We start from the raw sequence: 14,433 nt of genomic DNA, 5'->3' as shown, positions 1-14,433 counted from the left end.
AATAGATATGAAAAAGCTATCATATATAATAGTTGCACTGGCTTTCTTATTGAGCGGTTGTGGCGATAATTTTTTCGACATTAACCAGAATCCAAATAAAGCAGTGGAAGAAAATATGACACCGAGCCTGGTCTTCCCCAGGACAGTACACCGCCTCGCTGCAATGTCTGCCACTGATTACGATGTATACAGCAGATGGATGGGGTACTGGGCACGTTGTTCAGGTACATACGGTCCGAATACCGACGAAGAATCTTATGCTATCACTTCTTCATTCAACCGTACTAACTGGTTGAATATGTACGATATTCTGAAAGATCTTGATGTAATTGAAAAGAATGCTGAAGCAAGAAATGAAACAGGATATCAGGCAATCGCCAAAATTCTGAAATCAATTGGGTTTATGCAATTGGTTGACCAGTATAATAATGTTCCGTACTCAAAGGCCTTTAACCTTGGTGAATATATGCTGACTCCATACGATAAAGGTCCTGAAATTTATGCAGCCTTAATTGCGGATCTGGAAGTAGCTGATAATTTATTAAAAGAAGCTTTGGTTGCTGATAATCTGGATATCAGAAGTGCCGATATTGTTTATGGTGGAGACTTTGATTTATGGCGAAAATTGGGCAACACTCAGCGTTTAAGATTAGTCATGCACCAGTCTGAATTGCTCGGAGATTCGGGTTTGAAAACCGAAATTGATAAAATTGTTGCCAATGGGGGAGGTTTCCTTGCTGCGGGTGAAACTGCTGAAGTACAACCTGGCTATGCAAAAGACGTGGATAAGCAGAATCCTTACTGGAATTCATTCAAAATCAACGATGCTGGTGGTTTAGATAACTTTAATCGGGCGAACAATTATTTGTTGGAAATGCTAATGACATATGATGATGTTCGCTATGAGTATTTCTATTCAAAGGCAGCAACGCCAACAAATGGGGAAGACTATGTTGGCTTTGATTACGGCCATGAATATCCTCCAGAAACTCCTGAAAATGAGAAAAAAGCAGCGGCCAATTCATCGGACGTTGCTGGCCCAGGTATTGCTAAAAGTCCTTCAATGGCCCAGTGGTTATTCACTTCTTTTGAAAGTATGTTCCTACAAGCAGAAGCTATTCAGCGCGGTGCATTAAGTGGCAATGCAAAGACCATGTACGAAGATGCTGTAACAGAATCGTATGTTTGGTTAGATGTTGAAGATGCCGAAGATGCTGCCGACGCTTATCTGAATGCACCGCTGAAAACTTTTGCCGTATGGGATCAGAACGAAGATAAACTGAAATTGATTCTTACTCAAAAGTATATTGCTATGTTTGGAATCAACGGACTTGAAACATGGACCGATTATCGTCGCACCGGTATTCCCAATGTGCCACTGTCAATCTATAAAAGCCGTGGATCCAATGTCATACCAAAGCGTATGATTTATCCGCAGGAAGAATATCAATATAATAGTGCCAATGCAACAGCTGAGGGAACAATTAACCCACAGACTGCTACTATTTTTTGGGATAAGTAATTTTAATTAGTTAAAGAAAATAATTATGAAAAGGAATATATATAAACTGCTGATGTCCGCCCTGTTTGTTTCGGCAGGACTGACTTCCTGCTTGAATGACGACAATATCGACAATCAGGACTACGGGCTGATTGATCTTAATGCAAATAAGATTATAGAAATTCCGGCTGGTGCTTCGCACGAAAAGAGCCTGACGCTTTTACCCGAAGGAGTAAAGGAAGTTACGATTGGCGAAGTAAGACTGGCTGCTGAGAAACCTGCATCGGAAGATATTGTAGTTAGTTTAACAACTGCAAATACTGCTGATATTGTTGGTTCTGACTCGGACCTGTTTCCTCTGGATGGAATCACAATACCAGCTTCAGTAACTATTCCGAAAGGAGAACGTTCTGTAGCTTTAATCGCAACAATTAATACTGCTCTATTACAGAGCAATCCTCAGTATGTGGCGATTTCAATTACTTCTGTTGATAAAGAAGGATACATTATCAGTGGTAATTTCGGCTATGTCACCCTTAATATGAAAATTAAGCATAAATATGAGGGACGTTATGTCGTGACCGGAACGATGGATCACCTGCCTAGCCTGGGAGCTTACGTGCATGTTACCACAATATTTGGAGATGAACCATATACTGTACAATTACAGACCTTGGATGGTAGCAGGCTTCTTTTCTACGAAGAAATGGGTTGGGAAGATTACATCTATGGTATGGCTACCGCTTCGGGTGGTTATAGCGGATGGGGATCATTCTGCCCAGTTTTCACTTTCGATGATAATGGAAATATTACAGAAGTAACGAATTATTACGGACAACCTGCCAGCAATACGCGTAGTGCTGTGCTTGATCCAGCAGGAGTTAATAAATATGATCCGGCAACAAAATCATTTCAGGTATCTTACTATATGGTTCAGCCGTCGGTTGTAACAACTCCTCCTCACTATCGTTGTCATATGGTTGAAACGTATACTTTCCTTGAAGATTTATAATGTAAGCTTTAAAGGAATTTAATTCGTAGAATATTGCGTATTCGTTACGCGGAGTTTATTAAAAGCGATGAATCATAGATCTTGGTTCATCGCTTTTTTTATGTGCCGTTTTTGTCACTGGTGTGAGGATAATTGTTGCTTCCGACTAAAAGTCATTTTAGCTGAATCTTCTGTCGGCTCCATTTACTAAAAAAAAAGAAGGATATGTTGCCATTTTAACAAGCCATTGCTCCCGCTTTTGCGTAAGAGCTGCTTTCATGCGGTAAAGTTTACAAGAGCTGTCGGGATTGGTTCGCACTAAGTTTGAAAAATAGCTCTGCCGTTACATGGTATTTTTGTTTTACTATAAAAATCCGTAACACGATAGTCTTGCATACCTTTTATTCTTATGTAAAGCCCCAGAGATGTTATGTTTCGCATCAATATTTTTATGTTGTGATCTTAGAGGTGTACCACAAGTCCCAAGAGACTGTCCAGCCCCCGGAAAATTCTTTTATAATAATGTGTGAGATGAGCAGATGTATCGCAAAAGAGATCTATGTTATAGTAAGTAGTTCGCTACGTCTTTCTTTTCTTCTTTTTGGCTGCCGGGAAAAGAATGTTGTTAAGGATTAAACGATATCCCGGAGAATTGGGGTGCAGATTTAGATCGGTTGGAGGATCTCCGATCAGGTGTTGGTAATCTTCCGGATCATGGCCTCCGTAAAAGGTCCAGAATCCTTTGCCTTTTTCACCGTGAATGTAGCGGGCTTCTTTTGCCGGTTTGTTTTCGCCCATAATTAACACGTTGGGCTTGATCACCTCTTTTCGATAGGCTGTGGTTTGCCCCATAAAACCTTTGATCAGGTTTCGGTGATTCTGACATAACATGGTGGGAATGGGATCCCATTTGGCTGAAAATTCAAACAGGGTAAAATAATCGTTTTCACGGGCAACTATATTTCTACGGGTTTCTGTCGCATCGATGTCGGAAAATTCGTAAACTTCCGGATTCTTTTCCAGGTGGAAATTCTCAAAGGCACAGGTCCTGTGGAAATCAAGTTTCTCGTCAGCATCGGGATCCATCGGATCGCCGTCAAACATGGGCTGGCAAATATCAACGCCTTCCGCAGCCAGCGAAATGTCGTAGGTATCGGTTGCGGCACACATGGCAAACAGAAATCCACCGTTCAACACATATTTGTCGATTTCGCGGCTGACAAACGACTTCATTTCCGAGACTTTTATGAATCCGAGTTTTCGAGCCAGGTCGTTGTTTATTTTTACTTCCTGCTGGTACCAGGGCATGTGCTGATAGGTGCGCCAGAATTTGCCGTGTTGCCCGGTAAAGTCTTCGTGATGGAGGTGAAGCCAGTCGTAGTCTGACAGTTTTCCATCCAGTATTTCTTCGTCGTAAATGACGTCGTAATCGATCTCGGCGTAAGTAAGAACCAGTGTTACCGCGTCATCCCAGGGTTGTTTGTTGGGAGGGGAGTAAACCGCTATTTTAGGCGCCTTTGTCATGCTAATGGCATCCTGGTTAACTTCAGGGCGTGCTATTTCGGCGAGAATTGCATTGGCTTGTGCATCGGCAATAGTTTCAAACGTAACCCCCCGAATAACACATTCATTTTCAATTTCCGGCACATGTTGCATCAGAAAACTACCTCCGCGGTAGTTGAGCAGCCATTTTACTTCCACATCTTTTTGTAGTGTCCAGTAGGCGATTCCGTAGACCTTCAAATGGTCTTTTTGTGTATCGTCCATGGGAATAAGAAGATACAGCGCCCTGGCCTGAAAGACAACCAAAAGAATGAATAGGGTAAGTATAGACTTGAGCTTCATTTTTCTGTTTTCCCAAATATACAACTAACCGGGGATTAAGTTCAATTTAAAACGGAGGAGCATCGGTATTCGAAGCGTGATAGGTGTCGAATCCGCTGTTGCTTTCCATTCCAACTCCCATTGATCCTTCATCCATATTCATGGAAGAGCGAAAGGTTCGTACATCGTTGTTATAGTCGTTACCAAAATGCGGATCAAGATCGGAGAATTTTGCCATTTCTTTCTGGAATTTCAGCGGCACATCGGCTGTGGCGCCGTTACGGTGTTTGGCAATAATAAGCTCTGCAATTCCCAACAGCGAATTTCCGGATTCATCTTCCGTAATCCCAAAATATTCCGGGCGGTGAATAAAGCAAACAATATCGGCATCCTGCTCAATCGCTCCCGATTCACGAAGGTCGGAAAGCTGCGGGCGTTTCCCCTCGCGCGATTCCACGGCACGACTCAGCTGCGACAGTGCAATAATCGGTACGTTCAATTCCTTGGCAATGGCTTTTAGCGAACGCGAGATCATACTTACCTCCTGTTCACGGCTTCCGCGTGTATCAGCCCCGGCGGTCATTAGCTGAAGGTAATCGACGATAATAATGTTAATGTCGTGCTGCATCTTCAGGCGTCGGCATTTGGCCCTGAATTCAAAAATAGAAAGGGCAGGGGTGTCGTCGATAAAAATAGGGGCATCATCCAGTGTTTTAATACGCTGGTTGAGCTGCGCCCATTCGTAATCCTCCAGTTTTCCGGTTTTAATTTTTTCACCTCCCAATTCGGTTTCTGCTGATATTAAACGGTTAACCAACTGTAGCGATGACATCTCAAGCGAGAATATGGCAACTCCTTGCCGGTGATCAACAGCCATGTTACGTGCCATGGAAAGTACAAATGCCGTCTTTCCCATTGCCGGACGTGCAGCCAGGATAATCAGGGCCGATGGTTCCCAGCCCGAAGTAATCCTGTCTACCGCAGTAAAACCTGAGGGAACGCCACTTAACCCGTCGGGTTTGCTCCGTGCGGCTTCAATCTGAAGTACTGCCTGGTTCAGGATGGGTTTGATCGGGACTGTTTCTTTTTTGATGTTCCCTTCGGAAACCTTGAAAAGTGCAGATTCTGAAAAGTCAATCAGGTCATCCACGTCGAGGGTGTCGTCGTAGGCTTTTGTTTGAATCTCACTGGAAACGCGGATCAGTTCGCGTTGAATGTATTTTTGGGCAATAATCCTGGCGTGGAACTCAATGTGAGCGGCCGATGCTACCCGGCGGGTAAGTTGAGTAATGTAGCCGGGGCCACCTACTTCGTCGAGCTGGTTGCGGTCTTTTAATTCCTGTGTAACCATCAAAAGGTCGACAGGTTTTTCTTTTCCGGATAAGGCCTGAATCGCTTCAAAAATTTTGCGGTGCTCGTCTTTGTAAAAGCTTTTGGCTTCAATAATATCGGCTACGGTAACAATAGCATCCCGCTCCAGCATTAAAGCTCCCAAAACCGCTTCTTCCACATCTACTGCCTGGGGTGGGAGTTTGCCATACTGTGCGTTTATCTGGTCGATGGTTGGAGATGGGGTGCCTCTTCTTCGTTCTGCCATGGTTTGCTAAAAAATTAAAATATGTGTGGAATATGAATGTCAAAAATAGGAATAACAAGGTGAGGCAACAAGAGAATCTTGTCACCGTATTTTAACGTCTGTTATTCACAATTGTTAATTGGTATTTACGCTAATTTCGCCTCAATAATTTTTGTAAGGATTTCCTGTAAACTCGATCCCATTGCCTCGATTTGTTGCGGGACAAAGCTGGTTCCGGTCATTCCCGGCGTGGTATTTACTTCCAGGAAATGAAACAACCCGTCTTTTAAAATGTAGTCGACACGCACAATGCCGTCGCACTCGCATAAATCATAGATTTCCGCGGTTAATTCCCGGCACTTTTGCGTTAGGTCTTCCGGAAGACGTGCCGGTGTAATTTCGTCGGTTACACCGGGTGTATATTTTGCTTCGTAATCAAAAAACTCGTTTTTGGGAAGTACTTCCGTAATCGGGAATACAGTCATTTCACCTTTCACTTTCAGTGCTCCGCAGGTGAACTCCTGGCCGTCGATAAATTGCTCGACCAGCGCTTCGTCGCTTTCCTGCCACGCTTTCCGGATGGCGGCTTCCACTTCTTCTTTCGATTTTACTTTTGTGATCCCAAAACTCGAACCTCCGGCATTGGGTTTTACAAACGCAGGCAGCCCCACTTTTTCAATGATAAAATCAGGATCAATAGTGTCACCGACGCTGAATTTCAGCGATTTTGCCATGGGAATACCCATGCTGCGCAGGTAGTTGCTGCAAAACCATTTGTTGAAAGTGAGGGAAGACGAGTGAACATTACAGCTGGAGTAGGGAACTCCCATTAATTCGAAATATGCTTGCAGAATTCCGTCTTCTCCCGGTGTTCCGTGAATGGTGATGTAGGCAAAATCAAATTTGATTTTTTCGCCTTGAAACTGAAAACTAAAATCAGACTTATCGATGTCCGAAATTTTGTAATTGTTTTGAAAAACCTCCCAGCGGTCGTTTTGTATTTCAACCAGCCACGGTGTGAACCGTTGCGTATCGATCGCCTTCATTACATTGGCGCCACTTTTTACTGAAACAACAAACTCCGAAGAGTTACCGCCGGCTACTACAGCCACATTGGGTTTCGAAAATATGTTAGTCATTTCTGTTTGCTATATAATTTTCCCATTTTTCAATTGCCTGTACCATGTCATCTGGCAATTCCGAGTTAAACGACATTTTTTCACCCGTTGTGGGATGGATAAATCCGAGTGTTTTTGCATGGAGCGCCTGTCGCGGAATTACTTTAAAACAGTTTTGTACAAATTGCCTGTATTTGGTAAAGGTTGTTCCCCTAAGGATTTGGTCGCCTCCGTAGTTGGCGTCGTTGAATAGCGGGTGGTTGATGTATTTCATGTGCACCCTGATCTGGTGTGTTCTTCCGGTTTCGAGACGACATTCAACCAGCGAAACGTATCCGATGCGTTTTAGTACCCGGTAGTGTGTAACGGCATGTTTACCGTAATCTTCTTCCGGAAATACCGTGAATACCTGGCGGTTGTTCAAACTGCGGCCAATGTTCCCTGTTATCGTACCTTCATCGTCTTTTACGCTGCCCCATACAATGGCCTGGTACAGACGTTCGCTGGTTTTGTCGAAAAACTGACGGGCCAGGTGGATTTTTGCATGTTCGGTTTTTGCCACCACCAGCAGTCCCGATGTGTCTTTGTCGATGCGGTGAACAAGTCCCGGACGCGGATCTTCGCTGTTAAACAACGGCAGATCTTTAAAGTAATAAGCCAGTGCATTAACCAGTGTTCCCGAGTAGTTGCCATGTCCGGGATGAACCACCAGTCCCGGCGGTTTGTTAATCACGATCAGTTGATCATCTTCGTAAACGATATCGAGCGGAATATCTTCGGGAATGATCTTTAATTCGCGCCGGGGGTAATCCATTACGATTTGAATCTCGTCGTTGGGTTTTACCTTGTAATTCGATTTTACAGCTTCTCCGTTGACCAGAATATTTCCTCCATCGGCTGCTGCCTGAATGCGACTTCTTGATGCATTCTCAATGCGGTTCGACAAAAACTTATCGATGCGTACTGCCGACTGTCCGGCGTCAACCGATAGCCGAAAGTGTTCGTAAAGACCACTTTCCTCTTCTTCCAACTCTTCGTTATCTTCTATGTATTCTGTCATATTTTGCTATTGTTCTGTGGTGTCGCCGGCCGATAGTTTTTCGTTGTCAACGGTTAGCCAAAGATCGACTGAACTTCCGAGATATACTTTTTGCACCTGACGTGTATCCGGCATTTGTTTCCATATTCTGGCATTCAGCGTATCTTCTTTTGTGGTGATGGAAGTGTCGTAAATAACGACTCCCATATTCAGCCGGGCATCGGTAAGAGCTAATCGTGCATCGTCGATAAACATTCCGTTAAGGTTGGGTAAAATGGTTTCCACATTTCCCCGGCTTTGCCCAACTACCAGTGTAACTGAACTTCCTTTTTCAAGTCGGTCTCCCTCATTTATTGCTTTCCCTTCCTGGTAGGCGCTCAGCACCAAATCGGTGTATTCCGATGGCTGGTAAGAAATGCTGTCGATGGTAAGTCCGCAGTTATCGAGCAATACCTGAGCCTGCCTGAATGAAATATCGGTAAGTTTTGGAATGGTCACCATTTCGGCTCCGCTTGCATTGATGGTCAGGTAGATCAAACGGCCTGCTTTTACCTGTTGGTTGGCTGTTGGGACCTGGTCGACCACTGCTCCCGGGCGAGCCGTTTTGTCGTGAACCGAATCAAGTAACTCAACTTTTAACTGATTGGCTTCAGCCAATTCTTTTGCTTCGTTATAGGTCATCCCCGACAGGTCGGGAACATTATACGAAATGCCGTGATGCGTATAGCTTTTGAGGCTGCTAAGCGTAACGGTTATAATCGCTGCAACCAGTGCAATTGCGATAATCAAGTTGATCAAAAAGATCCGGCTGATCAAAAATTTTTTAAGACTCATACCTGTTATTGTCGATCTGTTTAAGGAAACAAAAATAAGTCAAAAAAAGGATGTTGAAAGGAAATAATTCGGGAAAGCTAGGTAAAATGCGATTAAGCTTAAAATGGAGGGAGCGTAGAGGAGTTTGTTGTTCACGAATAGCTATAAGCACGAAAAGGTAAAGAATTAACTTCTTTACCTTCCCGCAAAAATTTTTTAAGATATTAATTATCTTTTGTGTCTCGGTTCGTCCGAAACTGTCAATTTTTTCCGGCCTTTTGCTCTGCGGGCTTTCAATACTTTACGACCATTTGCAGTGGACATTCTTTCTCTGAACCCGTGCTTGTTTCTTCTTTTTCTGTTCGATGGTTGAAATGTACGTTTCATTTCTATAAAGTTTTACTTGTTACTTCTTAAATTTTCGGACTGCAAAAATAGTCTTTTTTTTATTTCTTCCAAAACTAAGGTGTAAATTTAAGCGAAATTCACTTTGTTGCTTTCAAAGTTATCGCACAGATAATTACCTATTTTGAAAAGATGAGTTTGATTGCCATCACAATCATCAACATTCCAAACAGTTTTCGGAGTGTTCTGTCAGATATGTTCAAGGTGAAATGCGAACCGAGATAAGCCCCAACTACAAAGGTGATGGAAAGAATCAACGCGATTTTCCAGTTAACATACCCTTCTTTCCAGTAGTTCCAGGCTGCCAGTATCCCGACTGGCGGAAGCATAAAAGCCAGGCTGGTTCCCTGTGCTTCATGCTGGGATAAGCCGATAATAAAAACCAGGGCAGGAATAACGATAATGGCTCCTCCTATTCCAAAAACACCCGACAAAATTCCCGAAATCAATCCGATTAAAACGAGAATAATTAATTGCCCAACAGTCATAAATATGAATTTACTGATCTTCCTGTTTCACCGAGAAACGAAAACCGATACCGTGCAGATTGGTTATTTTTACTCCCGGATCATCTTTAAAATATTTGCGGAGTCGCGAAATAAAAACATCGAGACTTCGCCCTAAAAAATAATCGTCCGAACCCCAAACCTTTTCCAAAATTTCGTTTCGGCTTAATACCCGGTTGGGGTGCTCGGCAAAGAAGCGAATGAGTTCTGCTTCTTTTAACGTCAGGTTGCGTGATTGGTTCCCGATACTTAACGAAAGGTCTTGTGGCTGAAAACGGAATTTCCCGATGCTCATAAAACCATCTCCTGTTGATTTGGCTACCGGAAGGGACTGGCTGCGTCGAAGAAAAATCCGGATTTTCAGCAAAAGCTCTTCCATGCTGAAGGGCTTGGGAATGTAGTCGTCGCCGCCAATGGTGAGCCCCTTTATCTTGTCTTCCGTCATACTGCGGGCGGTGAGGAAGATAATCGGAACCTGGTCGTTTTTTATGCGAATTTTTTCGGCCACCCGAAATCCGTCAATCTTCGGAAGCATTACATCAAGGATAATCAGGTCGAAGGTTTCCCTTTCAAAAAGCTGAAGGGCGATTTCTCCGTCTTCGGCAGCGGTTACTCTGAATTTGTTTTGTTCCAGGTTGTCTTTAACGATAAAACGTAAAGCTTCATCGTCTTCTACCAACATGATTTTAAATGCTGTTTCGCTCATATTATTCGCTAATAATAATAGTAAAAATACTTCCTCCTTTGGGATTTTCACTTACATGAATTTTCCATCGGTGGGCCTTAACAATTTTGTACACGTAATCGAGTCCAAGTCCAAAGCCTTTTACGTTGTGCACATTGCCTGTAGGGACACGGTAGAATTTTTTAAAGATTTTTTTTCGGTGCTCTTTGGCGATTCCAATGCCGTTGTCCGCGAAATCCAGCGCCAGGTAATTCTTACCTTTCTTCAGTGTTATTTGTATTTGCGGACTTGCCTCGCAATATTTTGCGGCGTTTTCCAGGATATTGCTCAAGAGGTTGGCAAAATGAAATTTATCAGCCGTAATGACGGGCCTTAAATCCTTAAAATCGATCTCAATGTTTAGTTTTTGTCCGTTATCGCTTTGTCTGAAAAGTTCACAGTTTTTCTCGATAAACGATTTCAGATCGATGGATTCGCTGTTAAGTTTTATTCTGCTTTTTTCGAGCGAGGCAAGGTTGAGTACCTTTTCCACATTTTTCGTCAACCGTGCATTTTGGTTCAGGATGATTTGTGCATACTGATGTAAACGTTCCGGTGTTTCGGTAATGTTTTTTTCGGTAAGTACCTTGGCTGATAAGGCGATCGAAGAAATCGGTGTTTTTAATTCGTGAGTAAGGTTGTTGATGAAATTTTTTTGAACTTCGGAAAGTTGCCGTTGACGGATAATAACCGATAGGGTATAACCAAAAAAGAAAACGACCAGGACAAGCAGACCCGTGAGGAAATACCATATCGAAAGCCTGGAGTTGAAATAGGCTCTCCGGTCGGTAAAATGAATGGCAAAATAGTAGGTGTAATCTCCGTTTGTAGGAAAAGAATAAAACGATGGAGTTACTTTTCCGTCGGTGTTTATCAAGGTCCCTTCGTCCATTTGCTCTTCCTGCGGATTAAACATGGCAAATTCGAACCCGTAGTAGATGTCGTGTTTTTTTAGCTGCTCTTCCAGGTTGTTTACCAAAAGTTCCCTGTCGAAAAGTACCCCCACATTTACCAGGTAGGTATTGTCTGAAATTACCTCGACAGGAGTGATGCTTTCAAAGTTGGAAGTGGTGCCGGTGGCGAGCATAATTTGCCAGGCTACTTCTTTCAATGCCACGCTGGCGCTTTCGGTAAATTGTTTTTCTGACAGGCGGTACGAATACCGGATAAAAGCAAATTGAATAAAAAATACGCCGGCTATTGAAATGGTAGCCAAAAGAATAATGTATTTCAGTGTTTTACCTTTCATTTGCTCATCCGGTGTTTTTGGCTATCTAAACTACTCAATTATGCGTCTTGTTTTACAGGTTAACAACTCGTTAACAAAATATAGGCCTTGATTAACAGCCTTTACGCCAAACGCTTCCTACATTTGTTTAGCGAAGTTGATATTACCTACAAATTTAAAATATTTATCATGAAAAGATTTTTTCAATTGCTGACTGTTTTCTCGTTGGTTATTGCCTGCAATTTTGCAATCGCCCAGGGGAAAGCAAAAATTACATTCGATGAGATGGAACATAATTTTGGTTCCTTTAAAGAATCGGATGGTGTTCAAACCACTACATTCAAATTTAAAAACAGCGGGGATGTTCCGTTGGTATTATCCAATGTACGTGCTTCCTGCGGATGCACTACTCCTAAGTGGACCCGCGAACCGGTTGCTCCCGGAGAGAGTGGAACAATCGATGTAAGTTACAATCCACAAAACCGTCCGGGTACTTTCAACAAAACCGTTACTGTTAGTTCAAATGCTGAAAACGCTACTGTAGTTTTGAAGATTTCGGGCACCGTTGCTCCCCGTGAAAAAACACTGGCAGAAGAATATCCAAGAACAATTGGTAACCTGCGTGTAAAAACAAATTACATTTCTTTTGCCAAACTGAAGATGGGAGAAACAGCCACTCAGGAACTCGAGCTGGTTAACGACACTGATAGTCCGATTGAGGTCGGATTTCGTACCGTTCCGGGCCACCTTACAGCAAAAGTTGAACCTTCAACAATTCCTGCTCATGGCCGCGGAAATATGATTGTAACCTACGATTCGAAGAAAGTTGATGAATACGGGTTTACCTCACACCGAATTTACCTGTCGTTAGACGGAAGCAACGATTATAAAAACTCTGTTGGCGTAAGCGCAACCATCGAAGAAGATTTTTCAAATCTTACTCCGGAACAGCTTGCTAAAGCTCCGGTTGCTGATTATAAGCCAACTGAGTTCGATTTTGGCGATATGAAACAAGGCGACAAAAAAACGCATACATTCCAGTTGACCAATAATGGAAAATCAGAGTTGTTTGTTCGTCGCGTCCGTTCTTCATGTGGTTGTACAGCTGTGGCTCCGTCTAAAAAGGTAATTGCGCCCGGAGAAACTGCACCGATTGAAGTTACTTTTGATTCTCGCGGAAAGCGCGGCCGTCAAAGTAAATCGATTACTGTGATTACGAACGATCCCAAAAATCCGACAGCTACCTTGCGGGTTTCAAGTAACGTGCTTGCTGACTAGGTTCAGTCGGATAAGAATAATACAAGAATAGGTGTTGAGGATTAATTCTTCAACACCTTCTTTTTTATGTTATATCTGGAAGGTGTTTTTATTTTGTAGTATTTTTGAAGTCATATTAGACAATACAGATGACAGAGAAGAAAGATGTACATCATCACATCGAAAACGATCCGGCCTTTAAAGGATTAGCCGTTAATGCGGGAATTGAGAAACCCGAAGTGGTGAACGACGAGTCGATTAAGCGTTTTTTGAATAAAAAGCGAAAGTTGCTGCCTGCCGGCGATTACGTTAACGGTATCCTGGAAGGCAATATCACCTTGTTAAGTAAAGCGGTTACGCTTGTTGAGAGTTCAAAACGCGAACATCAGGAAGTGGCCCAGGAAATTATAAAAGAATGTCTGCCTTATAGTGGGAAGTCAATTCGTGTGGGTATAACCGGCGTGCCCGGGGTGGGAAAGAGTACTTTTATTGAAGCCATGGGGAGTTATATTACTTCGCAGGGCGGAAAACTGGCCGTGTTGGCGATTGATCCGAGCAGTGAACGTTCGAAAGGAAGTATTTTGGGAGATAAAACCCGAATGGAGGAACTGTCGGGAGACAAAAATGCCTATATACGTCCCAGCCCATCAGCGGGCTCACTGGGAGGCGTGGCGCGCAAAACCCGCGAAACAATTATTTTATGTGAAGCAGCCGGTTTTGATCATGTTTTTATTGAAACAGTAGGGGTAGGTCAAAGCGAAACAGCCGTTCATTCGATGACCGATTTTTTCCTGCTTTTGATGCTGGCCGGTGCCGGCGACGAACTTCAGGGTATAAAAAGAGGGATTATGGAAATGGCCGACCTGGTTGCTATTAACAAAGCCGACGGGAACAACCTCGAAAGAGCGGAAATAGCGAAAGTGCAATACAAAAACGCGTTACATCTGTTTCCATCCAAAGAATCGCAGTGGGAGCCGGAAGTCCTGACTTGTTCTGCTTTCAATAAAATAGGGATTGAAGCCATCTGGGAGCAGATTGAGAAATATAAGAATCTGACCACAAATTCAGGCTATTTTTATCAGCGAAGAAACGCACAGGCTACCTATTGGATGTATGAAACCATTGAGGAAAACTTAAAACGTAATTTTTACGATCATCCGGAAATAAAAGAAAAACTGAAGGTGATGGAAAATTATGTGCGAAACGACGCGATGAGTTCTTTTGTGGCCGCCGGCGAGTTGCTCGATTTGTATTCGCGATTAAAATAAAAAGCAGCCTTTTCCCTAATGGATATTGTGTTACCGGGCGAAAGGTTTGGTTTGCGGTTTCAAAAGAAAGTGACCCATACAGTACAGGATTCTGGAATGTGTTAAAAGCGCTAATTTTGGAGAACCTTTCTGCTAAAGAGATGTTATTATAACTTAAATCAAAATTCAGTAAACAGACAGAAT

13 protein-coding genes are annotated in these 14,433 nt (G+C 43.0%); 4 read left to right on the top strand and 9 right to left on the bottom strand.

The window, feature by feature from the left end:
• Positions 1 to 7 precede the first annotated feature (7 nt).
• Both MR764_RS11125 and MR764_RS11120 read left to right on the top strand, forming a co-directional pair.
• On the top strand, positions 8 to 1,522 hold the full coding sequence (locus tag MR764_RS11125; RefSeq protein WP_247979488.1) for a SusD/RagB family nutrient-binding outer membrane lipoprotein: 1,515 nt from the start codon (positions 8 to 10) through the stop codon (positions 1,520 to 1,522).
• A 25-nt stretch (positions 1,523 to 1,547) separates the two neighbouring features.
• On the top strand, positions 1,548 to 2,513 hold the full coding sequence (locus MR764_RS11120; protein WP_247979487.1) for a hypothetical protein: 966 nt from the start codon (positions 1,548 to 1,550) through the stop codon (positions 2,511 to 2,513).
• Positions 2,514 to 3,071: 558 nt separating this feature from the next.
• Here MR764_RS11120 and MR764_RS11115 read toward each other — a convergent pair.
• The 9 genes from MR764_RS11115 to MR764_RS11075 all read right to left on the bottom strand — a co-directional run bounded on the left by MR764_RS11115 (position 3,072) and on the right by MR764_RS11075 (position 11,746).
• Positions 3,072 to 4,337, bottom strand: coding sequence for a hypothetical protein (locus MR764_RS11115; RefSeq protein ID WP_247979486.1), 1,266 nt, complete (start codon positions 4,335 to 4,337; stop codon positions 3,072 to 3,074).
• Positions 4,338 to 4,383: 46 nt separating this feature from the next.
• Positions 4,384 to 5,913, bottom strand: coding sequence for a replicative DNA helicase (gene dnaB, locus MR764_RS11110; RefSeq protein WP_247979485.1), 1,530 nt, complete (start codon positions 5,911 to 5,913; stop codon positions 4,384 to 4,386).
• 125 nt (positions 5,914 to 6,038) lie between these two features.
• Positions 6,039 to 7,031, bottom strand: coding sequence for a D-alanine--D-alanine ligase (locus MR764_RS11105; RefSeq protein WP_247979484.1), 993 nt, complete (start codon positions 7,029 to 7,031; stop codon positions 6,039 to 6,041).
• A complete protein-coding gene (locus MR764_RS11100) occupies positions 7,024 to 8,070 on the bottom strand; it encodes an RluA family pseudouridine synthase (protein ID WP_247979483.1) in 1,047 nt (348 codons plus the stop codon). The genes MR764_RS11105 and MR764_RS11100 overlap by 8 nt, the downstream gene beginning before the upstream one ends.
• Before the next feature lie 6 nt (positions 8,071 to 8,076).
• On the bottom strand, positions 8,077 to 8,883 hold the full coding sequence (locus MR764_RS11095) for a PASTA domain-containing protein (protein ID WP_247979482.1): 807 nt from the start codon (positions 8,881 to 8,883) through the stop codon (positions 8,077 to 8,079).
• Positions 8,884 to 9,090: 207 nt separating this feature from the next.
• Positions 9,091 to 9,249: a 50S ribosomal protein L34 gene (rpmH, locus tag MR764_RS11090; protein WP_247979481.1), complete on the bottom strand. Its 159-nt coding sequence runs from the start codon at positions 9,247 to 9,249 to the stop codon at positions 9,091 to 9,093.
• Positions 9,250 to 9,386: 137 nt separating this feature from the next.
• Positions 9,387 to 9,755 (bottom strand): sulfite exporter TauE/SafE family protein, encoded by a 369-nt coding sequence (locus tag MR764_RS11085; RefSeq protein WP_247979480.1) that lies wholly within the window; start codon positions 9,753 to 9,755, stop codon positions 9,387 to 9,389.
• Positions 9,756 to 9,765: 10 nt separating this feature from the next.
• Positions 9,766 to 10,479, bottom strand: a complete 714-nt coding sequence (locus tag MR764_RS11080; RefSeq protein ID WP_247979479.1) for a response regulator transcription factor — start codon at positions 10,477 to 10,479, stop codon at positions 9,766 to 9,768.
• Position 10,480: 1 nt separating this feature from the next.
• The gene (locus MR764_RS11075; protein WP_247979478.1) at positions 10,481 to 11,746 is read right to left on the bottom strand and encodes a HAMP domain-containing sensor histidine kinase; all 1,266 of its coding nucleotides are present in this window, start codon (positions 11,744 to 11,746) and stop codon (positions 10,481 to 10,483) included.
• Between the two features lie 168 nt (positions 11,747 to 11,914).
• Here MR764_RS11075 and MR764_RS11070 point away from each other — a divergent pair, with 168 nt between their 5' ends.
• Complete coding sequence (locus tag MR764_RS11070; RefSeq protein WP_247979477.1) at positions 11,915 to 13,003, top strand: DUF1573 domain-containing protein; 1,089 nt, start codon at positions 11,915 to 11,917, stop codon at positions 13,001 to 13,003.
• Positions 13,004 to 13,131: 128 nt separating this feature from the next.
• The gene (meaB, locus tag MR764_RS11065; RefSeq protein ID WP_247979476.1) at positions 13,132 to 14,250 is read left to right on the top strand and encodes a methylmalonyl Co-A mutase-associated GTPase MeaB; all 1,119 of its coding nucleotides are present in this window, start codon (positions 13,132 to 13,134) and stop codon (positions 14,248 to 14,250) included.
• The last annotated feature ends 183 nt before the right edge of the window (positions 14,251 to 14,433 follow it).

The sequence above is a fragment of the Maribellus sp. YY47 genome, assembly GCF_023111095.1.
In the GTDB taxonomy this organism is placed as follows: Bacteria; Bacteroidota; Bacteroidia; order Bacteroidales; family Prolixibacteraceae; genus Draconibacterium.
This window is presented reverse-complemented; position numbering and strand designations above follow the sequence as displayed.

Coding starts and splice junctions, on each gene's coding strand:
- dnaB (WP_247979485.1), bottom strand. CDS start 5,913: ATGGCAGAACGAAGAAGAGGCACCCCATCTCCAACCATCGACCAGATA.
- MR764_RS11085 (WP_247979480.1), bottom strand. CDS start 9,755: ATGACTGTTGGGCAATTAATTATTCTCGTTTTAATCGGATTGATTTCG.
- MR764_RS11105 (WP_247979484.1), bottom strand. CDS start 7,031: ATGACTAACATATTTTCGAAACCCAATGTGGCTGTAGTAGCCGGCGGT.
- MR764_RS11095 (WP_247979482.1), bottom strand. CDS start 8,883: ATGAGTCTTAAAAAATTTTTGATCAGCCGGATCTTTTTGATCAACTTG.
- MR764_RS11100 (WP_247979483.1), bottom strand. CDS start 8,070: ATGACAGAATACATAGAAGATAACGAAGAGTTGGAAGAAGAGGAAAGT.
- rpmH (WP_247979481.1), bottom strand. CDS start 9,249: ATGAAACGTACATTTCAACCATCGAACAGAAAAAGAAGAAACAAGCAC.
- MR764_RS11125 (WP_247979488.1), top strand. CDS start 8: ATGAAAAAGCTATCATATATAATAGTTGCACTGGCTTTCTTATTGAGC.
- MR764_RS11080 (WP_247979479.1), bottom strand. CDS start 10,479: ATGAGCGAAACAGCATTTAAAATCATGTTGGTAGAAGACGATGAAGCT.
- MR764_RS11115 (WP_247979486.1), bottom strand. CDS start 4,337: ATGAAGCTCAAGTCTATACTTACCCTATTCATTCTTTTGGTTGTCTTT.
- MR764_RS11070 (WP_247979477.1), top strand. CDS start 11,915: ATGAAAAGATTTTTTCAATTGCTGACTGTTTTCTCGTTGGTTATTGCC.
- MR764_RS11120 (WP_247979487.1), top strand. CDS start 1,548: ATGAAAAGGAATATATATAAACTGCTGATGTCCGCCCTGTTTGTTTCG.
- MR764_RS11075 (WP_247979478.1), bottom strand. CDS start 11,746: ATGAAAGGTAAAACACTGAAATACATTATTCTTTTGGCTACCATTTCA.
- meaB (WP_247979476.1), top strand. CDS start 13,132: ATGACAGAGAAGAAAGATGTACATCATCACATCGAAAACGATCCGGCC.